This is a genomic window from Providencia rettgeri (assembly GCF_001874625.1).
GTDB classification, from domain to species: Bacteria; Pseudomonadota; Gammaproteobacteria; order Enterobacterales; family Enterobacteriaceae; genus Providencia; species Providencia huashanensis.
Window position 1 is genome coordinate 4,643,091 of sequence record NZ_CP017671.1, and the last position, 25,321, is coordinate 4,668,411.

Annotated in this window: 32 protein-coding genes; 2 read left to right on the forward strand and 30 right to left on the reverse strand. The window is 42.6% G+C overall.

Annotated features, from left to right (window positions below):
- Positions 1-110: 110 nt before the first annotated feature.
- The 6 genes from RB151_RS21565 to RB151_RS21590 form a co-directional block, all read right to left on the reverse strand.
- A complete protein-coding gene (locus tag RB151_RS21565; RefSeq protein WP_042846687.1) occupies positions 111-1,124 on the reverse strand; it encodes a sulfate ABC transporter substrate-binding protein in 1,014 nt (337 codons plus the stop codon).
- A 238-nt stretch (positions 1,125-1,362) separates the two neighbouring features.
- Positions 1,363-2,340, reverse strand: a complete 978-nt coding sequence (gene pfkA, locus RB151_RS21570) for a 6-phosphofructokinase (protein WP_042846688.1) — start codon at positions 2,338-2,340, stop codon at positions 1,363-1,365.
- A gap of 404 nt (positions 2,341-2,744) precedes the next feature.
- On the reverse strand, positions 2,745-3,689 hold the full coding sequence (locus RB151_RS21575) for a phosphatidate cytidylyltransferase (RefSeq protein ID WP_042846689.1): 945 nt from the start codon (positions 3,687-3,689) through the stop codon (positions 2,745-2,747).
- Positions 3,686-4,327 carry a lysophospholipid acyltransferase family protein gene (locus RB151_RS21580; RefSeq protein ID WP_071548725.1) on the reverse strand — a complete coding sequence of 214 codons (642 nt, stop codon included), beginning with the start codon at positions 4,325-4,327 and terminating at the stop codon, positions 3,686-3,688. The genes RB151_RS21575 and RB151_RS21580 overlap by 4 nt, the downstream gene beginning before the upstream one ends.
- Positions 4,328-4,557: 230 nt before the next feature.
- Positions 4,558-5,310, reverse strand: coding sequence for a M48 family metallopeptidase (locus tag RB151_RS21585; protein ID WP_042846691.1), 753 nt, complete (start codon positions 5,308-5,310; stop codon positions 4,558-4,560).
- A gap of 228 nt (positions 5,311-5,538) precedes the next feature.
- Positions 5,539-6,120 carry a HutD/Ves family protein gene (locus RB151_RS21590; protein WP_042846692.1) on the reverse strand — a complete coding sequence of 194 codons (582 nt, stop codon included), beginning with the start codon at positions 6,118-6,120 and terminating at the stop codon, positions 5,539-5,541.
- Between the two features lie 316 nt (positions 6,121-6,436).
- Between RB151_RS21590 and RB151_RS21595 the strand changes: the two genes are divergently transcribed.
- The gene (locus RB151_RS21595; protein WP_071548726.1) at positions 6,437-7,207 is read left to right on the forward strand and encodes a hypothetical protein; all 771 of its coding nucleotides are present in this window, start codon (positions 6,437-6,439) and stop codon (positions 7,205-7,207) included.
- Positions 7,208-7,238: 31 nt separating this feature from the next.
- Here the strand turns inward: RB151_RS21595 and RB151_RS21600 are convergent, their stop codons facing one another.
- The 8 genes from RB151_RS21600 to RB151_RS21635 form a co-directional block, all read right to left on the reverse strand.
- The gene (locus RB151_RS21600; RefSeq protein ID WP_071548727.1) at positions 7,239-7,457 is read right to left on the reverse strand and encodes an ogr/Delta-like zinc finger family protein; all 219 of its coding nucleotides are present in this window, start codon (positions 7,455-7,457) and stop codon (positions 7,239-7,241) included.
- 71 nt (positions 7,458-7,528) lie between these two features.
- Complete coding sequence (locus RB151_RS21605) at positions 7,529-8,626, reverse strand: phage late control D family protein (RefSeq protein WP_071548728.1); 1,098 nt, start codon at positions 8,624-8,626, stop codon at positions 7,529-7,531.
- Positions 8,623-9,069 carry a phage tail protein gene (locus tag RB151_RS21610; protein WP_071548729.1) on the reverse strand — a complete coding sequence of 149 codons (447 nt, stop codon included), beginning with the start codon at positions 9,067-9,069 and terminating at the stop codon, positions 8,623-8,625. Before RB151_RS21610 ends, RB151_RS21605 begins: the two co-directional genes overlap by 4 nt.
- 2 nt (positions 9,070-9,071) lie before the next feature.
- Positions 9,072-11,897: a phage tail tape measure protein gene (locus tag RB151_RS21615; protein ID WP_071548730.1), complete on the reverse strand. Its 2,826-nt coding sequence runs from the start codon at positions 11,895-11,897 to the stop codon at positions 9,072-9,074.
- Positions 11,890-12,009 (reverse strand): GpE family phage tail protein, encoded by a 120-nt coding sequence (locus RB151_RS21620; RefSeq protein WP_036962273.1) that lies wholly within the window; start codon positions 12,007-12,009, stop codon positions 11,890-11,892. Before RB151_RS21620 ends, RB151_RS21615 begins: the two co-directional genes overlap by 8 nt.
- A 14-nt stretch (positions 12,010-12,023) precedes the next feature.
- The gene (locus RB151_RS21625) at positions 12,024-12,332 is read right to left on the reverse strand and encodes a phage tail assembly protein (RefSeq protein ID WP_036962040.1); all 309 of its coding nucleotides are present in this window, start codon (positions 12,330-12,332) and stop codon (positions 12,024-12,026) included.
- 9 nt (positions 12,333-12,341) lie between these two features.
- Entirely contained in the window at positions 12,342-12,857 is a 516-nt protein-coding gene (locus tag RB151_RS21630) for a phage major tail tube protein (protein ID WP_071548731.1), read from the reverse strand.
- A 2-nt stretch (positions 12,858-12,859) separates the two neighbouring features.
- Positions 12,860-14,032, reverse strand: coding sequence for a phage tail sheath protein (locus RB151_RS21635; RefSeq protein ID WP_071548732.1), 1,173 nt, complete (start codon positions 14,030-14,032; stop codon positions 12,860-12,862).
- 202 nt (positions 14,033-14,234) lie between these two features.
- On the opposite strand from RB151_RS21635, the gene RB151_RS23540 reads away from it, so the two are divergent.
- Complete coding sequence (locus RB151_RS23540) at positions 14,235-15,170, forward strand: SEC-C metal-binding domain-containing protein (protein WP_071548733.1); 936 nt, start codon at positions 14,235-14,237, stop codon at positions 15,168-15,170.
- Between the two features lie 144 nt (positions 15,171-15,314).
- Here RB151_RS23540 and RB151_RS23930 read toward each other — a convergent pair whose 3' ends face one another.
- The 16 genes from RB151_RS23930 to RB151_RS21720 all read right to left on the reverse strand — a co-directional run bounded on the left by RB151_RS23930 (position 15,315) and on the right by RB151_RS21720 (position 25,321).
- Positions 15,315-15,959 carry a tail fiber assembly protein gene (locus RB151_RS23930; RefSeq protein ID WP_071548734.1) on the reverse strand — a complete coding sequence of 215 codons (645 nt, stop codon included), beginning with the start codon at positions 15,957-15,959 and terminating at the stop codon, positions 15,315-15,317.
- Positions 15,956-17,485, reverse strand: a complete 1,530-nt coding sequence (locus RB151_RS24500) for a phage tail protein (RefSeq protein ID WP_227528853.1) — start codon at positions 17,483-17,485, stop codon at positions 15,956-15,958. Before RB151_RS24500 ends, RB151_RS23930 begins: the two co-directional genes overlap by 4 nt.
- Positions 17,482-18,093 (reverse strand): phage tail protein I, encoded by a 612-nt coding sequence (locus RB151_RS21655; RefSeq protein ID WP_048606836.1) that lies wholly within the window; start codon positions 18,091-18,093, stop codon positions 17,482-17,484. The genes RB151_RS24500 and RB151_RS21655 overlap by 4 nt, the downstream gene beginning before the upstream one ends.
- On the reverse strand, positions 18,086-18,997 hold the full coding sequence (locus RB151_RS21660) for a baseplate assembly protein (protein ID WP_071548735.1): 912 nt from the start codon (positions 18,995-18,997) through the stop codon (positions 18,086-18,088). Before RB151_RS21660 ends, RB151_RS21655 begins: the two co-directional genes overlap by 8 nt.
- Before the next feature lie 2 nt (positions 18,998-18,999).
- Positions 19,000-19,341, reverse strand: coding sequence for a GPW/gp25 family protein (locus tag RB151_RS21665; protein WP_036962053.1), 342 nt, complete (start codon positions 19,339-19,341; stop codon positions 19,000-19,002).
- The gene (locus RB151_RS21670; RefSeq protein ID WP_071548736.1) at positions 19,338-19,961 is read right to left on the reverse strand and encodes a phage baseplate assembly protein V; all 624 of its coding nucleotides are present in this window, start codon (positions 19,959-19,961) and stop codon (positions 19,338-19,340) included. Before RB151_RS21670 ends, RB151_RS21665 begins: the two co-directional genes overlap by 4 nt.
- 6 nt (positions 19,962-19,967) lie before the next feature.
- Positions 19,968-20,348: a hypothetical protein gene (locus RB151_RS24505; RefSeq protein WP_071548737.1), complete on the reverse strand. Its 381-nt coding sequence runs from the start codon at positions 20,346-20,348 to the stop codon at positions 19,968-19,970.
- A gap of 88 nt (positions 20,349-20,436) precedes the next feature.
- Complete coding sequence (locus tag RB151_RS21680; RefSeq protein WP_071548738.1) at positions 20,437-21,054, reverse strand: phage virion morphogenesis protein; 618 nt, start codon at positions 21,052-21,054, stop codon at positions 20,437-20,439.
- Positions 21,051-21,479 (reverse strand): phage tail protein, encoded by a 429-nt coding sequence (locus RB151_RS21685; RefSeq protein WP_036962064.1) that lies wholly within the window; start codon positions 21,477-21,479, stop codon positions 21,051-21,053. The genes RB151_RS21680 and RB151_RS21685 overlap by 4 nt, the downstream gene beginning before the upstream one ends.
- Positions 21,463-22,023: a DUF2570 domain-containing protein gene (locus RB151_RS24510; protein ID WP_233618439.1), complete on the reverse strand. Its 561-nt coding sequence runs from the start codon at positions 22,021-22,023 to the stop codon at positions 21,463-21,465. The genes RB151_RS21685 and RB151_RS24510 overlap by 17 nt, the downstream gene beginning before the upstream one ends.
- A gap of 33 nt (positions 22,024-22,056) precedes the next feature.
- On the reverse strand, positions 22,057-22,500 hold the full coding sequence (locus tag RB151_RS21695; RefSeq protein ID WP_036962066.1) for a structural protein: 444 nt from the start codon (positions 22,498-22,500) through the stop codon (positions 22,057-22,059).
- Complete coding sequence (locus tag RB151_RS21700) at positions 22,493-22,798, reverse strand: phage holin family protein (RefSeq protein WP_036962068.1); 306 nt, start codon at positions 22,796-22,798, stop codon at positions 22,493-22,495. Before RB151_RS21700 ends, RB151_RS21695 begins: the two co-directional genes overlap by 8 nt.
- Positions 22,799-22,801: 3 nt before the next feature.
- Complete coding sequence (locus RB151_RS21705) at positions 22,802-23,005, reverse strand: tail protein X (protein WP_071548739.1); 204 nt, start codon at positions 23,003-23,005, stop codon at positions 22,802-22,804.
- Positions 23,002-23,478 (reverse strand): head completion/stabilization protein, encoded by a 477-nt coding sequence (locus RB151_RS21710; RefSeq protein WP_071548740.1) that lies wholly within the window; start codon positions 23,476-23,478, stop codon positions 23,002-23,004. The genes RB151_RS21705 and RB151_RS21710 overlap by 4 nt, the downstream gene beginning before the upstream one ends.
- A gap of 88 nt (positions 23,479-23,566) precedes the next feature.
- Complete coding sequence (gpM, locus tag RB151_RS21715) at positions 23,567-24,223, reverse strand: phage terminase small subunit (protein WP_071548741.1); 657 nt, start codon at positions 24,221-24,223, stop codon at positions 23,567-23,569.
- A gap of 3 nt (positions 24,224-24,226) precedes the next feature.
- Positions 24,227-25,321, reverse strand: coding sequence for a phage major capsid protein, P2 family (locus tag RB151_RS21720; protein ID WP_071548742.1), 1,095 nt, complete (start codon positions 25,319-25,321; stop codon positions 24,227-24,229).

Below are 25,321 nucleotides of genomic sequence, written 5' to 3' on the forward strand. Positions count from 1 at the left end.
ACTGATTATTAGTTAGACTCAAAATAGTTCGCGCTAAGCATCCCCTAGATGCATACACCAGTGGTTAATCAACGTAGCCAACAGCACTACAGTGTGAAATATAAAACGTATTAACGCTGAATAATTTCATCAAACACCCCACCATTGGCAAAATGCGTGCTTTGTGCCGCCTGCCATCCGCCAAAGCTTTCATCGACGGTCAGCAATTTAAGCTCAGGAAACTGCTGACGATATTTTTTAGCAACTTCACTATTTCGTGGGCGATAATAGTTTTTCGCAGCGATTTCCTGCCCTTGTAAGGAATATAAATGGGCTAAATAAGCTTCAGCAACAACTCTGCGGTCTCGTTTATCAACGGTTTTATCCACCACAGCGACTGTTGGTTCAGCTAAAATAGAAATGCTGGGTGTCACTATTTCAAACTGGCCATTTTCCCCTAATTCATTGATAGCGAGTAACGCTTCATTTTCCCAAGCTATCAATACATCACCGATCCCACGCTCAACAAAGCTATTCGTTGCACCACGAGCGCCGGAGTCTAATACTTCAACATTTTGATAGAGCCGCTTTACAAATTGCTTTGCTTTTTCAGAGTCTTGTTGGTTTTTATCTAAGGCATAGCCCCATGCGGCTAAATAATTCCAACGAGCCCCCCCAGATGTTTTCGGGTTAGGCGTCACCACAGAAACATCCGGACGAATTAAATCATCCCAATCTTGGATATTTTTGGGGTTATCTTTGCGGACTAAAAAAACAATAGTCGATGTATAAGGAGCTGAGTTATCAGGAAGTTTTTTGGCCCAGTCTTTATCAATACGGCCACTTTGCGCGATAGCATCCACATCATAAGCTAATGCCAATGTCACCACATCTGCTTCTAAGCCATTCATCACCGATATCGCTTGCTTACCTGACCCACCATGAGATTGGCGAACAGTCACACTATCGCCGGTTTTATTTTTCCAATAATCGCTAAACTCCTGATTATATTGTTGATAAAACTCTCGGGTTGGATCATAAGATACATTCAACAACTGAATATTTTTCGCCCAAGTGCCTGTAGTTAATACTAATAGCAACGCTGCTGCCAATCGAGACTTTGTCACCTGCCATGAATGCGTCATCTTTTACCCCATCAAGTTTTAGATAAGGAAGAGGCTGACAGATAGAATCAATTACGAGAAATAATTAAAAAGAAAAACTTATGCGTATGGGGAATATGTAGAATAAAAAACAAGCGGGTCGCAACAAGACTACAAAACGAATATTAACTCAACAACCTAGCTGTCTAGGGCGAAAAATAGCATCAAACCTGCACAGTAGAAACCAACCATGCAGGAGAGATTTGCAATTACAGAGGGATTAATACAATTTTTTCGCTGTATCGAACCAGTCTTTCTTGAAGACCCTTTTCATATTCATTACAGCATCAATAATATCATGGTGTACTAATTTCTCATTTTGGATACCAACACAACGCCCGCCATAGCCTTCAAGCAGCAACTGTATTGAATAAGCCCCCATGCGAGAAGCTAAAATACGGTCATAAGCCACTGGGGAGCCACCGCGCTGAATATGGCCAAGAACCGTCGCACGTGTTTCGTGATGCGTCTCTTGTTCAATATATTTTGCTAATTCACCAACATCACAAACGTGCTCAGTGATAGCTACAATCGCATGGCGTTTGCCTTTTTCGATGCCGCGTTTAATCTCTGATAACAGCTCTTCACGGTCAAATGCCATTTCCTGTTCTGGTAATACCAAAAACTCACAACCGCCGGCAATGGCTGCGGATAGCGTTAAGTCACCACAATAGCGCCCCATCACTTCAACAATAGAAATACGTTTATGGGATGTTGAGGTATCACGTAGGCGGTCAATCGCTTCAACAACGGTTTCAAGCGCAGTAAAATAACCGATAGTGTAATCCGTACCCGCGACATCATTGTCGATTGTCCCCGGCAGGCCAATACACGGGAAACCAGCTTCTGTCAGTGACTTAGCCCCTAAATATGAACCATCACCACCGATAACCACTAATGCATCTATATGGTTTTTCTTCAGATTTTCAAACGCAACAGCGCGCACTTTTTCATCACGGAATTGTGGGAAACGTGCTGAACCTAAAAAAGTACCACCACGGTTAATCATATCCGACACACTGTATCGGTCTAATTGTTTCATTCGGTTTTCATACAACCCGAGGTACCCATCAAAGATACCCATGACCTCTAAGCCTTCGCCTAGCGCTGCGCGTACCACGCCGCGGATCGCTGCATTCATGCCCGGTGCGTCACCACCACTCGTTAAAACCCCAATTCTTTTAATCTGCTTGACCATGATGACCTCTGATTAATGAATATAAAATTGCAAATCTATAAACTCATTGAGTTACTTAATTTTTTCGTGCTAACTGCGTTTAACTACAAAGCTGAATTGATTCACCTAGCAAATAATACGGCAAATAGGTGATTATGCCTCTGCTTTCCATCAAGCTTTTATGCTTTATTGTGATCTAGTTTACATAATTCTAGCTGATGACCCCAATAGGTAAATATTTCAGCACTAAATAAATGTAATGCCCTAGACTAACCAGCTATAGCCCTAGATCGCATCTTAGTTTGAAATAAAAATTAAGTATTGATGATAACACTTAAATTCATCCTATGCTGTATCTGTCAAACAAAAGAAAAGCACCTTACGGTGCTTTTGAATAAACGAACAAAAACGAAAACGAAATACCTTTATGTATAGTAATATCGCGTTAAATGGAAAAAAATTGGAGCAGCAAAACACAGTGAGTCAATTCTATCTAACATCCCCCCATGCCCCTCAATAATAGCGCCGAAATCTTTAATTCCGCTATCCCGCTTAATCGCTGACATGCATAAACCACCAACAAACCCCATAATCGTGATCGCTAATGACATCAGCCCGGCAACCCACCAGCTAAAAGGTGTCACCCAATAAAGGGATATCCCGATCAACACAGAAGATAAAATGCCACCGACAAAGCCTTCTATCGTCTTGTTTGGGCTAAGTTTTGGCACAATAGGGTGCTTACCCATCAGTTTGCCAAATACATATTGAAGCACGTCTGAAATCTGCGTCACGATGATCAAGAAAAGTAATAATTTTGCATTTTCCCCTTCATAACCTTCAATATTTAACATCAACAAAGCAGGAACATGGCTTAAACAGAAAACAGCGACTAGCATTCCCCATTGAATTTTAGCGGTACGTTCAAGAAAATGAAAAGTATCCCCAGCTAAGGCAATTCGGGTCGGTAAAAACAAAAAGACAAAAACAGGAATAAAAATCGAAAATAACCCATACCATTCAATACCAACAAGCAAGTATTGCAACGGAATGAACACGAAGAAGCACCAAAATAGGGCTTCATGGTCACTTCTACGTGTTGGCGTTAACGTAATAAACTCTCTTAGTGCGAAGAATGATATCAAGGCAAATAAGATCACCACACCAATATTACCTAACACAACGGCAAGCACACAGATAATGCACATAACCCACCATGCACGTATACGCGCATTTAAGTTATCAATGGTTGGGTTACTTTTCTCACCAGAATAGCGATAAGCTAAAATGCCGCCGATCACACTCGCAAACACTAATATACCAAATACACCAGATAATAATAAAACGAGCTCACTGTCCCAAATACTCATGGCATCAACTCCTCAAGTGCTGCTTTTGCGCGTTGCAAAAACACCGTTTTATTTTCATTTTCCATTAGAGGTGCCAATGGCTGACCCACCATTGCAGAACAAATTATTGGAACAACAAGTTTGGAGCCTTTAGGTAATACCCGATTTAAGTTTTCCAAATACACGGGAACCACTTCAACGTCAGGGTATTTTTTCGCAAGGTGATAAAGGCCGCTTTTAAATTGGCTCAACGTTTCGCCATCACCCCTTGTCCCTTCAGGAAATAAAATCAAAGAATGCTTAGCATCCAATACCGACTCAAGCGGTTGCAAAATAGCATTTTGTGCAGGTTTGTCCCCTTTTCTTTCCACCAATACTGCACGAAATACTTTATTAACAAGATAGCGGCGAAAAGGTGTTTTATCCCAATAGTCCTTCGCCGCTACAGGGTGAACAAAATGGCGCATAAGAGGGGGTAAACCAGACCAAATAACTAGGCCATCAAGGTGGCTTGAGTGGTTTGCATAATAAATACGGGGGGTCATTGATGGCTGGCAGCCCACCCAACGAGTACGAACGCCTGTTAATAAACGACAAGTTCCCGATAACAACATGCCCATTCCCTTCGCGAGAAGAGAAATTTTCTGCACTTTTTCCATCTTTTTTCCTTGCTAGCGTTTTATCACAAGTAAAACTGCAAAATTACGAAAAAAACTGAATATCGTTAATTGGTTAAGATAGAGAGTCAATAACAAGAGTACAACGGGGTAAGTTCTGATTTATATCATCAAATAATATAAGGACAGCGATACTAAGACAAACAGCAGGGAATAACAAAGGTGTAGCGGCATGTATTTACGCCGCTACACTGAGTAGACAAAATTAATAATTATTTTTTGTCGGCCGCAATACGGTCACGAATATTTTGCGCACGTTCGCTTGATGGTGGGTGAGAGTCAAACATACTTGTCTCTTGGCTACCCATTTTGGCTAGTTTTTCAAAACCAGTCACTAAACCTTCCGTCTTAACGCCACGTTTTTTCAGCAGGTCATAAGAGAAGTTATCTGCTTGGCTTTCTTGGTGTTGAGAGAACTGAGAATTAACCAGTTTTTCACCTAGAGCAGCCAATTGAGATGCACTTAATTGTTCTGCAACGCCACCCACTGATGCCGCTGCTGTACGTGCTGCTACGGCACCGTATGCAACTTGCATAGCTTTACGTGTATGACCTAATGCAACGTGGCCCATTTCATGGCCTAAAACGCCTTCGACTTCGTTATCATTCATAACATCCATCAAGCCGCTATATACACGGACACAGCCATTTGCCATCGCCCACGCATTCACATCGCTAGTCAGATAAACTTTATAATTTACTGGAGTACCGTCAACTTCATTACCCAGTGCTTTTGCGATTTTATCTAAACGTTTAGCGTATTTGCTAGAAGCAGGAGCAATTTTGTTTTGTGCATCCATCTCTTTACAAGATTGATCGCTTAGCTGTTTAACATCTGAATCACTCAATGTTGCTGCTTGGAATAACTGCATACCAGAGTTAGTCAGCATCCCTTGGTCTAAGTTTTTACAGCCCGTTAAGATGACAGCAGAAACAGCGACCGCCACAAGTGCCTTCATTTTCATAGAACATTTTTCCTTTAGAATATATAAGTATTATATTTTTTAGTAATGCTAAAGCCTATAAATTCTGCGGAAAATAACAATAGGAATAAAGCCATAATTATTCAATATATGAATTTGATAATGTTTTTATTAAAATTGCAAATTTGTCAGAACATTGTTCTGACAAATAACACTTTAAACATTTAATTCACAGAAAATATGCGAATATAGAGTCATCATAAATTGCAACTACCTAATAAATAACTCAATTATACAAAAATCACTTTCCTTATTTTGTTCAAGACTAAAATTCAAGACCCGCTCATTCCCTTTAACCAATAAGGTTTCAGATTGATTTAAATAAACGTTTTCTAAATTGATTTCCATATTTAAACTATGGCTATTATTAAATATTAAAATTTCGTTGGCATCACTATGCCAAGAATTAGCTGACGTTGAATTAACCCATTGTAACCGAGCGGCATATTTTTCAGGGTTATAAATCAAGTTAAAATCACGAATGGGGCCGTTAATTAGTTCGGCATGTACGTCACTTTCACCATAAAAAGCAAAGAATGATTTAGATTTTAGTGCAACTGGCGCATTATTATCGACATGTAAAATAAGCCCATCCCCCTCTAGTACACCAATGATACGCTGCCGCCCCATAAAATGAGAAAATGGCCCCGCCGTTTTTACATCAGCAATCGACACTCGCCAATCAAAGTCATCTAAACCCTCACCATGACTACGAGCCACTTCAAGGGTTGAACCTTGGCCATTTTTCCAAGGCATATTGCGATAATCTTGTGTTGTTAATATCTGAATCATAAGGTGAACCCTGCTTTTGATGGATACGTTATTTTATCATAGCGACCCTGATTGAATTGCTAACTATAGCTAACAACTATAAATCAAAAGCGAGTGTTGCGATAAAAAAAAAGCCCCTAACAGGGGCTATAAAAGACAGGGATGGTGTTCATTATTTAACTATAACTTATTGTTATCTAATGTTTTATAATTCACACTGTCCACGTTCCGTCCACATCGACCATTATTGACCCATCAACCCCTCAAAATGAGGGGCTTTACTTATCATTCAAACCAGAATCTAATTTAAGCACGTCACTCACTAAAAGGAGAATTCATGGCTAACTTATTTTTTATACTGACTCTTATAGCTTTAATTGCTTTTATTGTCGGCTTGATAAAACCCAAATGTGTACTCATGCCCAATAGAACAAAATCTTCTCTTGTGTACTCAGTAAGCTTTCTTATTTTACTGTCCATATTTATAGCTTTCATCCCCTCTTCTGATACACAAAACCAAATTGAAAACCAGATGTCTATAAACGAACAAAAACATGCCCAGCCGCAAAATATGCAAGCCAAACAAAACCAATCAGAGGTACTTCCCGTGACACAAGAAAACAATGAACTTTGTACAAAAGAAAACGAAGTTTACCCAGATTTCGCAGCAGCAATGACTTACTTTAATGACTACACAGAAGAAGAGCATACCCTTAACATTATCAGTGAAAATCCATTAAATGTTATAATATCTCCGCAAGCAGCTGATGATGATTTTCCCGATGTGAAGGATTTTATTGCTAAAAGAGCTATTATCTATGGTATTTATCGCGCCTTTATTAATACTCTAAATGATAAAGTTACAGTAACTTCATATCTTGTCTATTCTGATGGTAAGAAACTCAAAAATAGCCCTGAATACACAACGACTATTACCAAACAACAAGCGCTAGATATTGTTAAAAAATATATCCCAATAAACTCATTAAGCGAATTAACGGATAATAACTGCTCATTTACTATGCAGTTTAACGAATTACGCTTTGATGACCACAACAAAAAAGGCTTTTATAATTTCTTTGATGAGTTAATAAACGTTAGTAAATAATTCTTTGCCCTCATATTGAGGGCGTTTTTTTTTATAATGCTAAAGAGGGTTGTTGGTATTTGTTCGGATGCGGCTCAACAACATTAACATGTGCGGGTTTAACAACAATTTTTGTCACTGATTCGTGACTGACAAATGTGCAACCACAATTAATATTTTGGCACTGGTTATAACGTTCTTTGGTTTCGGATGAAACTTGGCAGGAACTACGAGTGTGTGCAGCATGACCGCATTCGGGACAATTCATCATGATAGATTACCTTTTGTCATGATGTTGATGTTATGTGAATTATATCATGTGTTTTTATACAGTCTAAAAAATTATTCGTCAGCTATATCTAAATCCGAGATTTTCACCTCTAACTCTAATGCGGTTGTAAAACCACTGTCATTCAGTGAATGAACGACTCGCGTTAATGTCCAGTCCGCGTTATCAATTTCGGGTTTAAATCCGCTAACGGTGACAGGCATTTCAGGGTAGAGATCTGCACGACCAACCGCGAGTTGAATCGAAAATGACGCAACACCACGTTGGATTTTTTCCCAATTGGCTTTTGCGGCTCGGGCGGCATTTTCTTTCGTGGCGTAGGTATGAGAAAGCGTGAGAACATTTCCTTGTTCGCCGGCTAAATATTCCCCTTGTTTTTCTTTCGGTTCGGCGGGTTTTGTAGGTTGTTTGCTTTTTCGCTTACGCTTTACCGTCACTGCTTTTTTCTTTTTCGGCTCACGTGTGTCAAGCCAGTTAGCAATAACACCGGTGTATGCACCACGGTCAGCCAGTGAAAAGCGGTGACCGTCACCGACTGAGCGAGTAATGTGCATAGTTTGAATCGGTTGGCCAGTTGCGGTGAGCCCTTGACCTTGTTTCATAAACAGTAAGTTTCCGCTTTTAACCGCAACAATTGCCCCCTCGGATTTCGCCACTCGTGTGAGAAATGAGCCGTCCGATTCGTTGGTTTGGTCGATATGAGCGAGTTTAATTTTATCTAATTTTTCATCAATAACCGCCTTTAACTTATTGCGTTCCGCCAAGGTGCGGACAATATCGCCCAACGATTTTTGATGGTAAGACTGCTCACGCTTGACGTTTAAAGTGTCGCGGAAGTCCGCACTACGACCACGGATCGTGAGCTTATCTGGCACGCCGCTATGTTCAACCTCATCAACCGTAAATGTACCCTTGTAGATCAGCGGTTCGTTTTTCCAACCAAGATGCAATGATAAGGTTTCTCCACGTTTAGGTAAGGCGAGCTTTCCGTCGCTGTCATCTAATTCAATATCTAATTGGTCAGCTTCAAAGCCGCGATTGTCCGTCATGGTTAATGACATTAAACGCCCCTGAATTAGACTATTAATATTTTCACCACCGGCCGCAAGCGCAAATGCAGGGGTTAGTTCATCTTTGGTTAAAAAACTCATAGCGGTAAGGCTCCGCGAATATCATTGAGCTGCTGACCTAGATCGCCAAACATTTGAGACAGCGATTCATCCGTGCGTTTTAATTTCAGCGTAAAATCAATTTTTCTGGCCGAGCCATCAGCAAAAAAAATACTTTTCGATTGGGTGATTTCTTCAATTACAAACATACCGTAAATGGTGCCTGAGCCATCAATCAGCGACCATGCTTTTCCCGTTTCTGCCATTTGCTCTAATACCAGTAATGACAGTCTGCCGCCAGTCAGTGACGGAAATAATGAGCCACTTAATGTGATATCGTCATTATCAAGGCCGATAAATTGAACTGCGGGGCGTTTGCCGACACGATTATTCACGCCATAACGGTATTTTTGGTTAATTTGCATCATCTGGTAAGGCGTTGTATTTAATTGAAAGACAAACAAGCCTAGTGCTGCCATTGCCATAATTAATCGTCCTCGCTGTCTTGATACCGACTCAGTCGTCTTGCCTGTTCACGCCGTTGGTTTTGCTCTAATTGTTTAGCGACTTCTCTAGCAATATCGTTTGCTGACTGGTTCGGTAATGGGTAAACATTGATAGTGATCGGCGCAGTATTTGCCGCATGATTGCTTTGGTTTATGGTTGTTGGCGCGGATTGATAGCTATTTGCGGGTAAAGCATAAGGATGGATGGGTTTTGCTGTCGCTGTCATAGAGCCGAGGGTTAATGCTGCCGCAGCCAGTGCAGCGGTTTTTCTCCGGCTAGTGATATGAGCTGGCCCATTAACAAGCTCGGGTCCATATTCCCCCGCAATGCCGAATTGTCCACGTGGAATAAATCCGCCATTGTCGAACATGCCCGCACTTTTCATACCGGCTTGAATAACGGTCACTTGTGACATGGCGCGGACAGTTTTGGTTTCATCCGAAAGCATCCAATCGGGCAATATGTTTGTTGCCATTTGCTTGAGTTCGGCAAATTGGGCTTTCAGTGATTCCCATTTTTCCAGAATGCCGTTTTTCAAACTATCAATGATCTCACCGCCAATTTGTTTAAAGCGTTCCGGTAAGCCTTTAACATCCGCGACAATCTGATCCCATTTGTCAGATATGGTTTTCTTGATAGTAGTCCACATGCTTAACGTAATAGCAACAATACTATCCCAATGTTGGTATATCAGCCCTGGTGTTGTCCAATTCAAAATAAAATATTTGGCCCATTCCCAAAATTGAGAAAACGTTTGTTTGACCGCATCCCAAACGACATTGGCATAGTTGGTGATTTTATCCCAATGAGGAGCAATGATACCGACAATTGTCCACTTCATAAGAAAAGATTTGATCCATACCCATGTAGCGGAAAATATATTCTTAACTCCCTCCCATAAATTTTTCACGAAAGGTACGATTTTATCCCAATATTTATAAATCAGGTAAGCCGCGCCAGCAATGGCGGTAATAATTAAGATAATCGGGTTAGCTAATAGCGCACGGCCTAGCATCATAAATGCCGTTCCAATTAACTTAATAGGCTTAATGAGTAATGATAGAAAACCACTGCCTTTGATACCTAATACGGACAGACTTAATTTCGCCATGGCGAGTGGTCCAATTAATGCCGCAATCATCAATGTGATTCCGCCACCAACGGCCAGCACCGCACCTAACCCCAATGTGATCATGGTGATTTGTTTGACCAGTTCAGGGTTTTTCTTTGCCCATTGGCCAAACTTCGAAATGAGGTCTGTGACTCGTTTAGTGATATCCCGCAAAGGGCTATCCGCACCGCCAAAAATTTGTATTCCTACATCTTCATAAGCCGAGGTTAAGTTTTTTAAGTCACCATCAAGGTTATCTGTCATGACATTTGCAACTTTTTCAGCTTCGCCTTTTGCGGCCTTAAGCTCAGCTATTAATTGCTGTAAAGATCCCGTGGACGCTTGATCGGTTAAAACCATTAAGGCGCTAAAGGCTTCCTCCCCTGCTAGTTTTTTAAACAATCCAGCGCGCTTAGCATTACCCATTCCTTTTGTTTTTTTGTCCAGTTCGACAAGAATTTCAGTAAATTCTCTAAAGTTTCCTTTTGAGTCGGTTGTTTTTAAATTTATTTCTTTTAAAGCCTTTGATACTTCTGACGTCGGGGCTGCTAGTCTCCCAAAAATAGATTTTAAACTAGTACCAGCCATGCTCGACTGTATACCTGCATCGCCAAGTTTACCCGCTGCTGCTGCTGCGGTTTCTAAGTCAACACCTAATCCTGCTGCCGGTGGGGCAACGTATTTCATTGTGTCGCCTAGCATAGCTAAATTAACATTAGCGCGAGTGAACACCCCTACTAACGTGTCACTAACCCGATTCATTTCATTCGAGTTCAGTTTAAAGCCAGTTAAGATGTTAGATCCAATATCCGCCGTAGTGGCTAAGTCAATGTCTCCAGCGAGTGACATTGATAATGTACCTTTCATCGCATTTTTAATTTGCTCTGGCTTAAAACCAGCCATGGCATAGAACGCTTGGCCTTGTGCAACTTCATTAGCGGTAAATGCGGTTGTTGCCCCAAGGTCTCGCGCTTGCTCCCTTAACATCTTGTAGTCGTCAGAATTTTTATCAAGGCGGGTTAAGGCTTGCACTTTCGACATGCCAATTTCAAAATCATAGCCTGGTACTAAGACTTTTTTAGCCGCATAACCTAGCCCCACACCGGATGCAAGCATACCCGCGCCGCTACCGGCCATTTTATTACGTACTCCCATGGCATTTTGATAGCTATTTTTTGCCGCAGACATTCGCTTTTCTTGGTTGGCTACCCGCTTTAGTTGCTGCTCTTGTTGCTGTAATCGCCGGCTTGTGCTGGCAATATCGCTATTTAATTTGACTTGCGCTTGGCTCAATTGGCGCGTTGAAATCCCACTACCTTTTAACGCTTCCCGTTGGCGCTGCAATGAGGCACTCAGTGTGCCGGTTTCAGCTTTGAGTTTTGCAGCAGCCGCTTTTGCGCGGTCAAGCTCCCGTGATTGGGCCCTCGTGGGATTTTGAACGCTGGATAATTCACGTGCGAGCCGGCTAACTTTGGCGGTGGCTTGTTGGTAGGCATTATTTGCTGCATCAAGGGATTGCTTGGTTTTCTTAAACCCGTCAATTTGCTTGGCTTGGTTGTTGAGCTCTTTGAGTTGTTGTTTAGATTGGCGGAGGGTTTCCGCCAGTTTTTTATTCGACGCTTGGGCGCTCTTAAACGGTTTCGTGAATTTATCAACGGCGCTTAAAATCACCTGTAAACGTAAATCTTTACTCATCTTCTACACCGCTACGTTTAAGGGCGTGATAACGCCATTCTAATAATTCGGTTAGGGAAAATTCATCGGTGACAGCGGGTGACCAGTGAAAAATAGTGGCAATATCTGCCACTAAGTCATTGACGGTTAATCGTTCTGGAAATCCATAGTCACCGACTTCGGTAACAAAAAAAGCACAAGCTCTTTGGTTAAATTCAGCATATCCGCAGGGTTCATCATGATTAATTCGGGTTTCGTCAATGCCGGTGCGGTGACGCGGGGTAATACCAACATCGCCGAATCCACATCCATTTCCATCAGTGCGGCTAAACGAACACCACGCAATGCACCAGAATTGGGTTTACGTACCACAATCTCTGTTACCGTGGTTGTTCCACGCGTAATGGGTTCATCTAGCGTGACGGTGATTTGATTTTTTTCTACTGGTTCAGTCATTTACTTTTCCTATAAACCTAATGCGGCGCGTTGTTCTTCTAAGCGGTCAATACCATCAACTTTTTCAATCATATTGAGTAAATCAATCTCAATGAGTGTTTCACCATCCCAAATCAGTTTGTAATACGTGGCATTAAAAGGCGCTTTGACTTGGGTGTTTTCACCGGCCTTGCCATTACCGGAGTCAATTTCACTGAATCGACCACGTAACACGACCTCAACGGCGGTGTATTCTTTAGTATCTTGGCGTTGATAAGCACAATTAAGGCGCAACATCACGCCATCAATTTGAGTGATCCCCCACTGCTTATAGAGCTGGGCTTCTAAGCCTCCAAACGTTAACTCAGCTGAGAGAGCATCATCTTCTAACCCCATATCAATTTTGACGCCACCATTCATGCCGCCGCCGCGATAGGTTTCAAATTTACGGGTGATTTTCGGTAGCGTGATTTCTTCAATACGCCCCATATAGTTTTCACCCTCATTGAACAGATTTAAATCTTTAAGTTTGCGTGGTAAGGCCATGATTACCCCTTAATTTTTGAGCCAAAATCCAATAAATAGCGGTCGGTGATACGCTGACGCAACAGTAAGTTTTCCAGTGGGGGTACGGCTGTATAGTCATAATCAATGTATAACTTGCCGCTTTTCAGCTCTTCTTTGGTGTTAACGTCTGGATCGAACCAACATTCACCGCCTAACAAATAGCCTTGCGTTGTCATGCTGCGCAGTTTTGCATTGATGCTTTCGATAATGTCACGAGCCAGTGAGGGATTGAGCGTACCGTCAATTGACCAGTCCAATCCCTCGGCGATGGTGTCGGATAACACCTGTGCGGTGCGGGTGTAGGACTCAAAGGCAAACAACGGGTCATCAGAGCAAGTACGGGAGCCCCAAAACTTGAAGCCGTTATTGCGAATTAGCGTGGTGATATCGTTTTCGTTAAGTAAGCCGGCATCGGTGGCAGGGTCTTGTAAATCCCATGACACATCGGCAGAAATGCCCGTGACACCATTAACACCCACGTTAGACAAGGTTTTATGCCAGCCAATTTCATTATCAATCTTGGCACGCAAACCCAAGGCACACGCGGTGGCGTAGATATTACTCTCTGCATTCGCGACGGTATCCCAACTTTGGAATTCAGGCCAAATCAACATTAATTCACGTTGATTAAAGTTTTTACGGTAATCAATGGCATCTGAAATAGTTTTACTGCCATAGGCGCTAATATAAGCCATGGCACGCATTTTTTGCGCGATACCGGCGAGTGTTGATGAAACCGCCTGTGTATCATGAGCTGGTACGGCTAGAATACGAGGCTTAACACCTAAACGGCCTTGCGCCACGGTTAATGCCTGCAAGCCAGTTTTACGGCCATCGGGCGTGGTGCCACCAATAATATTGGATGTGGTTTCTGCTTCGCTTTCCCCTTGTTCAACACGTACAACCACGGTAACCGGTTTTGATTGGTTACCGATAGCATCCAATGAGCGTGCAAGCGTGCCAGTTTCGCCGGCTTTACCTGCCGCATTTTTCACATCTGTAATTAAAACAGGGGTATTGAGTGGAAAGGCTTTTGTGTCTGCATCATCAGCAGTACACACCATTCCGACAATGGCGGTGTTGATGGTGCGAATAGGTCGCGTGCCTTCATTGAGTTCAATCACTCGCACGCCGTGGTGATAATCTTGAGCCATTACTAGCGTCCTCTATTTTGCAATAGCTCAATTTTGGGTTGGGGTTAATGTAAATGCACGGAATGGGGATTGTGTGAGGGATGAAACAAAGCCGATATAATTAGATATCTTGCAATAAAAGTACATAAAATGAATTCAATGCTATGTTGTAATATACATTTATATAAGTAGCGCAGGAATCAGAATTTTTAAGGAAAGTAGCGTGAGAAAAAACAAATATGGATTGACAGATACTATTCCAGCAGCCATTAAGAGAGAAGTGAGGCAACGATGTGGGTTTGGGTGTGTAAATTGTGGAAATGCAGTCTATCAATATGAGCACTTAGAACCCACATTCGCTGAAGCTATAGAACATAATCCTGAACATATAGTTCTATTATGTGGGGGCTGTCATGATAGAGTAACTAGAAAAATCCTTTCAAAAGAAACTATAAAACTTCGCTCTATTAAGCCTATTTGTAGACAACAAGGTTTTTCATTTGGCCCATTCGATTTAGGATTAGTAGAGCCTACTATCAAAATAGGTACTTTAATATGTAAAAATGTGGAGTCTTTAATTGAAATTGACGGGGAATCAATTTTTACTATTAAAACACCTGAATGTGAAGGTGCTCCCTTTCGGATAAATGCATTTATTGCAGATAGAAATGGGCATGAAATTTTAAAAATAATTGATAATGAGTGGATTACAACGACTTCAAATTGGGATGTTGAAGTCGTTGGTCAAAAAATAACAATTAGGAAACAACGTGGGGATATTACGTTAATATTACGTACGGAAGCCCCTCACAGTTTAATTGTTGAAAAACTAGAGATGACCCATCGTGGTAGTAAAATAAAGTGTAATGAAAACGAAGATTTACAAATAAACACCAAAAATGGTCAATGTTTGACATCATCGGCTATGAATATAAGTGATTGCCAAGTTGGTATCCAGATTACCAATAATTCACTAGCAATAGGAGTCGGTGGCGGCAGTGTTTATATTGGTCGTATGGTATTAAACCAATCACCATCTCTTAATCATATATCATCTTATTTTAAATATAATCATTTAATGCGGAATAAAATTGGTAGAAATGATAGTTGCCCATGTAACAGTGGCCTTAAATATAAAAAGTGCTGCGGTAAAAAATAGAAACTGTAACTTATTACATTTTTAATAGGTTATGCTGAATATTCGGATATTGGCGGGAGCAGTTATCAAATGTTGATATGAGTGATTCTCTGTGTACACTTTAATAGCAAAGCCCCGTTAATTGGGGCTCAGAGTAGATTAATGTTATTCGGGTTTTTCAGGCCAATCAATATCTGGTGCTAGCGAAGTATCAACACGGTTTAACAAGACACGGTATGTTTTCCACGCTGTTAATTGTGATTTCTCTTCGTCAGTTGCCATGCCCAAATCTACAGCATCTTGTAATGGTGCAATTGCATTATTCGCCTCTACTAAAAGTGATTGTTTTTTCTGTTCAGCTTCTGAGATTAATTGCTCTTTTGAAACAGGAGGATTCAAATACGCATTAACTTCTTTTTCTGTCATTTTTTTCATTACGCTGATATTTTCGCGTACTTCAAAAAAAACAGGCAAAATAGCGTCATATTCTGTTCTCAAAGGTTGGTATTCGGACTCAATTGGAGCAAATATTGCCATTGCTTGATTATAGGTTTCTATCGCGTTATCAACATCATTTGTTAGCGTTAAAATGACATCCTCAGACTCTTCATTCTCTACAGCATTATTAAGTTGGGTTTTCAATTGCTCAAGCGTATTCGATGCATCATAGACATTATTACGGGCTGCGATGTATTGTGGCTCAATATCTTGAATGAGCTGTTCCAGTTGCCCCATTCTAGCAACTGTAGCAAGCTGCTGCTCATCATACGCATAGACTTGACCATTTTTTTTATCTCTGTAGTGATTCATGATAATTCGCTCCATACTGCAATGACTGCCGTACTTTCAACAAGATATTTACTTCCCGGTGGCACGATAAATGATACTCCACGATTGATTGAGTAGATTTTAATCCCCCCAAGAATTGCAACCGTGACATTATCAACAGCAATTTTTGCTGAATTATCACCTTCGCCTTGCCCCGTCAATACCACTAAAATTGGTTTGTTAGACGTATTTGTATAAGACACACCAACACTTCGTGAACTTGTGAGATTTTTCCACGTTTGGTTAATTCCAATTGTCTGCTCGACAAGCGCAATTGTTCCACCTGTCATAGGTACTTCGACTGTACCACCGTAGTTACCATTCACACGCTTTCTTAGTCCAAACCTGCCGCCCCATGTAACAAGTGACAGTAAATCACTGCCTACACCGTCACTTGTTATGTACATAGCGCTGTTTGCGGTCAATGGGCCTTTAACAACCTGTTCATATGTTGCCGTCTTATCGACATAATCACCTTTCGGCTGGTAGCTCCCTGCGGGTTGATAATTTCCTTTAGGTTGAAACTTATCATCAGCTTGCTGGGTACTATACACGCCTAATTCGGCAGCTGTTGGGGGGTTTAGCTTTGTGTAATCTTCATCCCATTTATCCGCCCACGTTTTATTTCCACCGTTGTAGCGTCTTGTATACGTCTTTTTATCGTACCAATCTGTATAAACTTGCTTAACGCTTGTTGAGCCCGTTCTTACAACCTCAAGCGAGCCTGCGGAACTATTCGGTGGGTAGTTTTTTGCATTTGCACCAGGATTACTCGAAGCTTGGTAAAACAAACCTGCATTTGTGTAATCATTTAAATCTGCATTCTGTGGTATTGCTTCAGCTCTAGCGAAGATAGTTTGAGATGTGATATTTTGAAGGTCTGCTTTTGTCGGTAATTTTCCAATCTCAGTCGTAAGCAAATTCAGGCTAGGCACTTTGTCGTTATCATTGCCTTTAACACCTGAAATATTCGCTTTATCGAATTTTTTATTTAAATCCAGTTTGGTTTGTGCTGATAGTGCATCAATTTTTTTGTCCAGCACGGTGATTTCAGTATTCACATATTCACGAGTTGCCAGAACAACTGACGGATCAATTTTTAATGTGACGGATTCAGTGTGGCTGACAATCAATACCATTCGAATAGATTGCGTACGGCCTGAGCCCTCCGCTAATTGTGGCTTGTACGTTTCGGGGCAGTTTGCTACCGCAATTAAATTGCCGGCTTTATCAAATAACCCAATCTCACGTATCCACCAACCGCCATCCTGTTCAGGAATAATTTGTTCAGCAATGATTTGATTTTTATTTTTATCATCAATAAATAATGTGTTAATGGCGGCTCTGCGTTTTTCAGCAATTAATTTAGTTTGATTGGTGTCCGGCGTTGGCAAACTCCCGCCACCATCGCCCACTGCCATATGTGTTAATTCAAGTTTTGTGCCTAGCGCTGTCGCTTGGGCTAATAAGTTCTCACCTAATTTTGTGAGTAAGGCGAAGTATTTCATTGTGGATTAATCCTCATTTCATCAATTAAGTGAATAGCCGCGCCTTGAACATCAAGGCCAGAAACAGAAATTAAAGGCGGTGTATACGCGTAAACAGTCAATGAATCACCGGTGTAACTGGATGCCGCACAATAGAATTCACCGCGGGTTTCTAGTTGAATAGTGAGCCCGACTAAATGACGGCTCGCCGGTTTTGCATCAAAAATCAATGCTTCTAACTCTTGATACATTTCCTCGGTGATACCCGTTTCAAGAACCCCGATATCAAGGCGAAACGTGCCGGCGGTTTCGTTGGTTTTCCACCATTCAATCACGCGGATTAAATAACCCAATGGCTCAACCACACGGCGCAATGCACCAATCGTGCCCTTGTGTTTATGAATAAACATGGCGGCTTTCACGGCATCCCGCTTGGCTTTCTCCGTCCAGTTTTTATCCCATCGGTCAACACTAAACGCCCACGCCAGATACGGCAGCAAATGCACGGGGCATTTATCAGGGTTCCAAAGTTCACGAATAGGAATAGGCACGCGCTCAATTTGTGCCAGTGACTCAGCCGCCGCTAGCTCTAACGGTGATGAGCCGACAGGTAATAAACGATTATTCATCTGAGCCCCCTAGTGCCACGTTAATTTGTGTGCAGAAGCTGGCCCGTGTTTTATCTAGCTTGATATCCGCTACCGGCTTTTTCAGTTTCACGCGTTGCACACCTTGCACATGCAGCGCGGCATAAATAGCACTGAGCACTATGTCACGGCCTAACCGGTGCTGCTGTGTCGCATAGCGTTTCACTTGTTCCTCTGCCGCCGCCATAATCGGCTCGTATTCAGGTGAGGGATAACAGTAAATCACTGCGTCTATTTCATAGTTAACGATGGTTGCTGATTGCACAGTCACACGGTCAGCCACTGGCCTTACATCCTCATCGTTTAAGGCAATATCGACTTTCTCAATTAAATCAGCCGGTGCGCTGCCGTTCCCCTCGCGGGATAAAACAGTAACCGTGACATGAGCCGGTAATGGGCTAATCACAGAAGCGTCAGAAATCCGACCATCGGCAGACCGTGCGTGATATTCATAACTGCCAATCGGGCCAGCTACGCTTAACGCTTCGAAAGCGGCGGGTATACGCATGCGTAAATTGGAATCGGACTCATACACCGGTGCAATGGGTGGGATAGCGTTTTCATCGCCGGCTGATAACATCAGGCGTTTAACATTATTATTAGCCGCGAGTTGGTCAAGGTCGGCACCGGTGGCAAAGGCCACCATACTTGCGCGAGCCGCTTCATTAACGCGCTGACGTAAAATCAATTCACGGTAGCAGCTCTCTTGCAATAATTTGGTTAACGGCTCAGATTCCAATTCTAAGGTGCGAGTGATGGCTTCCCGTTGTTCTGCTGGCATCGCACCAATTAGTGCGGCTTTGCGCTCGGCAAAGAACACTTCAAAATCTAACGTTTCGACCACATCCGGTGCGGGTAATAAACTTAAATCAATACTGGCTGCCATCGCTACCTCACATTGACCGAAAAATTAAGTGACTGATTGGTGTCTTGGTTTGTGGCTTCAATATCCACAATCATCTGCGCAGCCTCGGTGCTATTTAGGCTAATGCGAGTTAATAAAATGCGGGGCTCCCATTTTAACAATGCGGTGTAGCACGCTGACATTAACTGCAATTTCAGCGCGGGATTTTGTGGCTGGTCGATAAGTTCTGATAATAGCGAACCATAATTTCGCCGTGCGATGCGTGAGCCAATAGGCGTGATCAAGATATCGCGCACGGATTGGCGTATATGCTCAATATCGGAAAGGCACTTTCCATTTTCTCGACTCATACCGCAATATCTCATTGGGGTTTTCCTGTGGATTCGCCACCACTGCGTACACCGCCATGTGTATGATCATGTAACGTAATACCATTGGATTTAATCGCTCCGCCGGTGTGTGTAAAATTACCCGTCATTTCACCGCCCTCGGTGACATTGAGCGTGGCGCAGGTGAGGTTTTGTGAGCAAATCACCTTTGGAGTAGTGAGGTTAATTTGTTTACTTGCATTGACGATAACCACTTTTGTTGTAGCGCTAACTTGCTCACTGGCTTCAATATTGGCCGTTTTAATTCCTGTTGCTTTCAGTGCGCCGGTAGCGGGTTCATATTCAATGATTGCCCCGTCTGAATAAGTACGATGGTCCGCTGTGATGGAGTCGGTTGGTTCTGAGTGTTCATTGGAAAAGATACCGGTTAGCACAAATGCCGTGGTAAGTTCGCCGCCTAAAGCAAGAATAAGGACTTGCTCACCCACGCTAGGTGCATTCATGGTGCGAGTACTACCAGCACGTAAGGTGACCCAATTTAGCCAGTCGGTTTCTAAGTTTCCAATTTGTACGCGACAGCCTTTCTTGGCATTCACATCTGTCACGATACCAATGCGGATCATGTTTCTGATTAAGCGACGAATCTCGGCAGACATTAAATATCAAGCCTCGGAGTTAATGGCTGATAAAATTGTTTTTCTAAACCAGTACTGATAAGCAAACCAGACTATGAGCAATGGAATAGAAATCCATTGCTTGGTAACAATTAATAGGAATGCAGCGATAACGTTTAATACGATGACTAACCGGTAAATATTTAGATTAAAAGGAATTAGACTTTTCGTTATTCCTTTTAATGTACAAGAATGAGAGCCACTTTCTAAATTAGGGCTAAAAGAGAAAAATATTGCTATCACGTAGATATTCACAAGAATTCTAACGACCTCTGCACCTGCAACGACTTTATAGTCATCAACACTAATGGCCAGAATTGAAATAAAGATAAAAAGCCCCACAGGTAAAAGCGGAATAAATTTGCGCATGACAACCTCAAAAAAATGATTTTCTTAAGCGTGCCATTGATAGTGTATTGATTGCAGCTACTGCCTTTTGTGCAGTCAGTGATACACATTATCGTGAGAGGAAATCAATAATCTGACTTTCAATATGCCTGATTTCTTGCGGAGTGAGCCCTAACAACTGGCGTGATGGATAGGTTATTTTTGCATTACCAATACGCTCTGTTAAACCGAATTGGTGTACACCGGCAATATTTGCTGCGGAAGGTAAAAAATAAATAGCGGCTTCTTTATCGCTATTATAGGCGCGTAAAAAACGGGCGGTGGCCAGTTTTTTAAACATGCGGGTTTGCTTGGTTTTGCGCTCTGTACTGATTTTATCTTTCTTGATACTGATATAGCGCTGAATATCTGATTTACGAAATGAGCGCTGGGCTTTTTTATTCGCATCTTGGCCAGTGATTGTTTTGCTATTACCTCGCCAGTTCCGTAAGGTACGTTTTTGACCGTGCCACATAAATTGGATTTCACGTTGTACCGTGATGAAATTCGCTTTGCGTTTGGTGTATGGGCTGCCATCCGGATTTTTTTGTTGTGAAATGCGCTTAATTTGAGAACGGCGTAAATCGCGAGTGATTTCTTTGGCGAGCTGCCGGCGCTGGCCTTGCGACATGCGAGTTAATAAATGCGTTAATTCACTGTCAAGTTGACGCAAAGTATCATCATTCATCGTGTCGTTGGCCATTCATTAAACGGGTTGGCCGGCTCAGGGGTAGCCTCAATCACATATTTGCCGTCGTTATCAATCGCTAATACACGCTCGGTGAGATTTAAATCAATACTGATGTGGGCGGTTTTGTTATCTAAAATCACCGCTTCAAATCTAAAATCTTGTTGCCGCTTTGCGGGGTTCGCTGAAATATCGGATTGATTTTTTCTTAGCCAATCATTGACTACTGCAATTAAGACATTTTGGTCACCACTATAACGCTCAATAATAATATTAGCGGTGTATTCATATTCAAAACTGGGCGTTTCTTCTAACGTGGAAATAATCCGCCCGTTTTCAACGAACAAGTATAAATTTTCGGGGTTATCTTTGAGAAATGGAATTTTGCTGTCTAAATATTCCCGTAAGTTAATGAGCTTTTTCACGGTTCCGTTCCTCATCAAATTGCTCAATCGCACTTAGTTGAATATTGGCGGTTTCTAAGGCTGCAAGTAAAGGGTCAACCATCAAAGCCAAATCGCAATAAGTTAGAACCCGTCCGGTAGAGGCGGTGGTACTTGCTGGGTGAGTGTTTTCGGAATGGGAACGCATTGCGTTTGCACGGATACGGTAGGTGTTGTCGAGCACCCGATCAGCAAGATACTTAGGCACAGGTAAATCACACGTTGGCTCGTTTTTAAGAAGGGTTTTATATTCAATTTTTCTTTCCTCGGCGGCGGCGCGTTGAATAATACCGCGACGATAGGCATCACCCGCGATTTGATTTGCACGGTGAAAACTTAATGATTGGTCAGTGATCAGTGCGGTTTTTTTATCAACGTCTAACGAAAGTTGTTGGTTTTCTGCCGTGAGTATGCCGACTCGTTCATTGAGCTGGTCTATTTTTTTGAGACCTTGCCAGCCGGCGAATATGACACCGACGACAAGGAATAATGCGAAAGCGATTCCCCACTTTTTCATATTAAACATAAGCTTTTCGTCTCGCATTATTGGGTTCAAACATCACAACATCGCCCACGCTTTTTCAAACAGCTCATCACTGTATGGCTGCTGACCATTTTCAACATGGACTATCGCTTTAGCGATTTTGAATGCCGTTTCTTTGTCATAAACATCAAGGCAATCACGACGACCAAAGCCCGTTTCTTTACAGACACGATTAATATAACCCTCTGTATTATTACGGTCTTTTGCCGGCGCCCAACGTTCAATAATTTCTTCCACCGTATCAATTTTGCCGCAACCAACCCCTTGTTTTCCTGCATAGGTTGAATAGGTTCGCAAAAGCTTGAATAATGCGCGAATACCGTATTCAGGTTTCTCAAAACGGCTATGACGGGGCTCAATGCTAGGGTCAAAGGCCAGCTCCCCTCGCCATGGGTTTCTCGGGTTATAATCAATATTGCCCGGATTATTGTTGCGTATGCCGCGTGGTACGTTAGACATGTTTTCCTCCAGTAAAGCGTGACCATAAATAGGAAAGTCCGATACTTCCCATCGCACCAAATACACCGGTGGTGAATAGGGTGATATAAATGCTCTGATTTCCCTCAATACAGAGCAATCCGCCTAACAACCCGACAAAGCCGGAAACGACCATTTGCATAAAAGCCGCAAACCAGCTCCACGGGGCATTATTCGTTTTAACGTCAATGATGTATCTCACAACACCTCCCCACATTGAAATGAAGAGCATTAATAACCACTGTGCGATACCGAAACTGTTCGGATCTTTATCAAACATGTATCAATCCCATAGCTGTATAAGTGGCTGTACCGGCTCTTCGGTAATTTCAGGTAACTCAATCAATAGCCCCGCAGGTAGCACGGCACCATGTTCGGCAAGATTGGGATTCGCTAACAAAACAGCCTCGGTCATGCCTGTCGTTCTGCCGTAAAATCGCCAACATATCCCGTCTATGGTGTCACCTTTTATCGTTCTGATTTTCATATCAATTCAACAATATTGTGTGTCGTTCCCTTGATGCGCTGAATTGCCCAAATCGCATCGCGCTGTAAATCATCAATATTGGGCTCAAGGGCGTCGGCTTTTTTATTACCGTTGGGGGTTGTATCAATATCGCGGTAACGTTCGATTAAGTTTGCTTTTGCTGCGCTGAATACGGCACGGCGATAAAGGATCACTAATTCCGATACGTCAATCTCCCCATGCGTAATTTTGCTGGCCGGAACCGCGCCTAACGTTGTATAGCCCAAGTGGATTTCTTGCTGTTGAAAGCGGGATAATTCACGGTTGGTTTCGATGATGGCGTTTTTTAAGGCTTCAATTAATCGGCTTTGGGTGACCGTACCGTCAACTCGCATTGATTCCCGAAATGCGCGGGTATTAATCACAGGCCAAAAATCACCACTGGTGATTGTTTCGTCTTTTTCGTTAGCTGGTTCGGGTGAAACAAAATCCATAAGGTCACCTTAAAAATAGGTAGGCGGTGGGCGAGAGTCCGAAAAATAAATTTCTTATCTCGCGCCGCCTTGCGCGTTGGCACGTTCTTTATTCATCAGCCCTGTTTTTTGCTGACAAAAACTTTTCAATATTCTTAATGTCCTGCTTAACCCCACTGCGCTCATTGAGCTCAAGGGCACGCATTAATTCACATAAAGCCGGTTGCGGAAAATCATTATCGCGCAAGCTGTAACCGAGCCATTTATGTAGCTCGGCGCGGACTTTATCGGGCATATCTTCATGCTCAATTAATGCCATGGTGCGCTGCAAGATATCCAATGGAATGGGATTTTTTGCGGTATAGGCTTCTTTGGCTCTATCCCCCATTTCTTCGGCAATAGCACAACCGGTTGTGCGGGATTGGCCTGACGGCATGGCGAGCTTGTGTTTTAATGCATACTCCGCTATATCTAGCCCTTGCGCGTACAAACCCGCGTCAAAACTCCACAACATCAGGTACATCAAAACATCATCTTGAACGCCTGAATTGCCTTTTAATGTTTCAGTGATCCACGTTTCGTATAGCGGTAAGGCTTTACGTTTGTACGCGGCTTTGCGTTCAAATGATTGGGTTTTACCTAAATCCCGCATGTGTTGGCGCAACATCAATTTGACTTGTGTTGCTGCCGAGGGGTCAGCAAGAACGCCATAGTCGCTGACGTTCTTGGCTTCAACCTGCATGCGTTTTCGTTCCCACGGATTCACAGCTTATTCTCCGGTTGGCGCGTCTTTTACTTCGTCCGGCTCAGTAGGCTCTGCCGGTTTTCCAGACGTCAGCTCAATGTTTTCAATCAACGCCACACAGTCGTAATCTTCAACAATGTAATCTTCATTCACTGATTCGTAGTTTTCGATACGATCACGTTTGGCATTGTCTACCACTTGACGGCGGCGTGATTCGATTTGCCAGTAGATAGATAAATTATCTAATCGTGTGATAAGCATTCCATTTTTCGGGAAATAGGGAACACGTACCGCCGGCAATCCACCGAGGCGTTTTTGGCTGATAATCACATCCGCAGCTAACGCCTCGGTATTGGCTTGATCACGATTGACGATTGGGAAATATTTATCGGCTAATAATGAGCGACCACAGATAACCACTAAATCGGTATCATCGGCATAGACTTCGGAAATGGCGTGGTCGACGGCTTGCATAACCAGTGCATCAAGGTTTTCATACTCTTCACCTTTACCCACTTTGATAGGCTCAGGGGTGATTTGGTTGGTGTCTTTATCGGTTGAAGAACCTAAAACATGTTCAGGGGCTTCAAGGCGAATTTTATGTAACCAACCAACATTTACGTCCTGTAGTAGCTTGTTGACTTCACGGTTTGAAGTTGCAGCACGATGTGTCCCGTTAAAGCCAATCATAATGCGGTCAAGAGCTTGACGCTGAATAATGGCATCACGTATGCGGCGCTGGAAATCTTCAAACATCGCCCACATGTCCAGTTTTTCATAACGAATAGCGGTATCGAAATTCGTTTGGCGGCAGTGATACCCTTGTTTGGCCAATTGAGTTGGGTCAGTCGGTTCGCGGTCTTGTTTGGTGGTGTCCGTCGTGCCGGCAACCGTTGAGCCAATGCCGAGGCCGATTTTTTCGCTCACTTGGTCTTTGACAGGCACAATATTAATTTTGGTCAGAAAGACGGCGCTTAACTGAATTTTGCTTTCCAGTTTTTGGGCTGCCGAAGGCTCAATTTCCACTTTTGAATCTGTGAATTCGTGTGGCTGAACACCGTAAATCTCACCTAGACGGGTCATGTAACCGTTAAATTTAACTTTTGTTTCTTTTCTCAT

Excerpts from the sequence above, each read along its gene's own strand:
- RB151_RS21580 (WP_071548725.1), bottom strand. The coding sequence starts at position 4,327 with ATGGAAAAAGTGCAGAAAATTTCTCTTCTCGCGAAGGGAATGGGCATG.
- RB151_RS21615 (WP_071548730.1), bottom strand. The coding sequence starts at position 11,897 with ATGAGTAAAGATTTACGTTTACAGGTGATTTTAAGCGCCGTTGATAAA.
- RB151_RS21595 (WP_071548726.1), top strand. The coding sequence starts at position 6,437 with ATGGCTAACTTATTTTTTATACTGACTCTTATAGCTTTAATTGCTTTT.
- RB151_RS21610 (WP_071548729.1), bottom strand. The coding sequence starts at position 9,069 with ATGGCAATGGCAGCACTAGGCTTGTTTGTCTTTCAATTAAATACAACG.
- RB151_RS21705 (WP_071548739.1), bottom strand. The coding sequence starts at position 23,005 with ATGAAAATCAGAACGATAAAAGGTGACACCATAGACGGGATATGTTGG.
- RB151_RS21600 (WP_071548727.1), bottom strand. The coding sequence starts at position 7,457 with ATGATGAATTGTCCCGAATGCGGTCATGCTGCACACACTCGTAGTTCC.
- RB151_RS21590 (WP_042846692.1), bottom strand. The coding sequence starts at position 6,120 with ATGATTCAGATATTAACAACACAAGATTATCGCAATATGCCTTGGAAA.
- RB151_RS24500 (WP_227528853.1), bottom strand. The coding sequence starts at position 17,485 with ATGAAATACTTCGCCTTACTCACAAAATTAGGTGAGAACTTATTAGCC.
- RB151_RS21700 (WP_036962068.1), bottom strand. The coding sequence starts at position 22,798 with ATGTTTGATAAAGATCCGAACAGTTTCGGTATCGCACAGTGGTTATTA.
- RB151_RS23930 (WP_071548734.1), bottom strand. The coding sequence starts at position 15,959 with ATGAATCACTACAGAGATAAAAAAAATGGTCAAGTCTATGCGTATGAT.
- RB151_RS21660 (WP_071548735.1), bottom strand. The coding sequence starts at position 18,997 with ATGGCAGCCAGTATTGATTTAAGTTTATTACCCGCACCGGATGTGGTC.
- pfkA (WP_042846688.1), bottom strand. The coding sequence starts at position 2,340 with ATGGTCAAGCAGATTAAAAGAATTGGGGTTTTAACGAGTGGTGGTGAC.
- RB151_RS21625 (WP_036962040.1), bottom strand. The coding sequence starts at position 12,332 with ATGACTGAACCAGTAGAAAAAAATCAAATCACCGTCACGCTAGATGAA.
- RB151_RS21665 (WP_036962053.1), bottom strand. The coding sequence starts at position 19,341 with ATGAGATATTGCGGTATGAGTCGAGAAAATGGAAAGTGCCTTTCCGAT.
- RB151_RS21670 (WP_071548736.1), bottom strand. The coding sequence starts at position 19,961 with ATGTCTGCCGAGATTCGTCGCTTAATCAGAAACATGATCCGCATTGGT.
- RB151_RS21695 (WP_036962066.1), bottom strand. The coding sequence starts at position 22,500 with ATGTCTAACGTACCACGCGGCATACGCAACAATAATCCGGGCAATATT.
- RB151_RS21585 (WP_042846691.1), bottom strand. The coding sequence starts at position 5,310 with ATGAAAATGAAGGCACTTGTGGCGGTCGCTGTTTCTGCTGTCATCTTA.
- RB151_RS21630 (WP_071548731.1), bottom strand. The coding sequence starts at position 12,857 with ATGGCCTTACCACGCAAACTTAAAGATTTAAATCTGTTCAATGAGGGT.
- RB151_RS24505 (WP_071548737.1), bottom strand. The coding sequence starts at position 20,348 with ATGCGCAAATTTATTCCGCTTTTACCTGTGGGGCTTTTTATCTTTATT.
- RB151_RS24510 (WP_233618439.1), bottom strand. The coding sequence starts at position 22,023 with ATGTTTAATATGAAAAAGTGGGGAATCGCTTTCGCATTATTCCTTGTC.
- RB151_RS21720 (WP_071548742.1), bottom strand. The coding sequence starts at position 25,321 with ATGAGAAAAGAAACAAAAGTTAAATTTAACGGTTACATGACCCGTCTA.
- RB151_RS21605 (WP_071548728.1), bottom strand. The coding sequence starts at position 8,626 with ATGAGTTTTTTAACCAAAGATGAACTAACCCCTGCATTTGCGCTTGCG.
- RB151_RS21575 (WP_042846689.1), bottom strand. The coding sequence starts at position 3,689 with ATGAGTATTTGGGACAGTGAGCTCGTTTTATTATTATCTGGTGTATTT.
- RB151_RS21710 (WP_071548740.1), bottom strand. The coding sequence starts at position 23,478 with ATGGATTTTGTTTCACCCGAACCAGCTAACGAAAAAGACGAAACAATC.
- RB151_RS21565 (WP_042846687.1), bottom strand. The coding sequence starts at position 1,124 with ATGACGCATTCATGGCAGGTGACAAAGTCTCGATTGGCAGCAGCGTTG.
- RB151_RS21635 (WP_071548732.1), bottom strand. The coding sequence starts at position 14,032 with ATGGCTCAAGATTATCACCACGGCGTGCGAGTGATTGAACTCAATGAA.
- RB151_RS21655 (WP_048606836.1), bottom strand. The coding sequence starts at position 18,093 with ATGAATAATCGTTTATTACCTGTCGGCTCATCACCGTTAGAGCTAGCG.
- RB151_RS21680 (WP_071548738.1), bottom strand. The coding sequence starts at position 21,054 with ATGAATGATGATACTTTGCGTCAACTTGACAGTGAATTAACGCATTTA.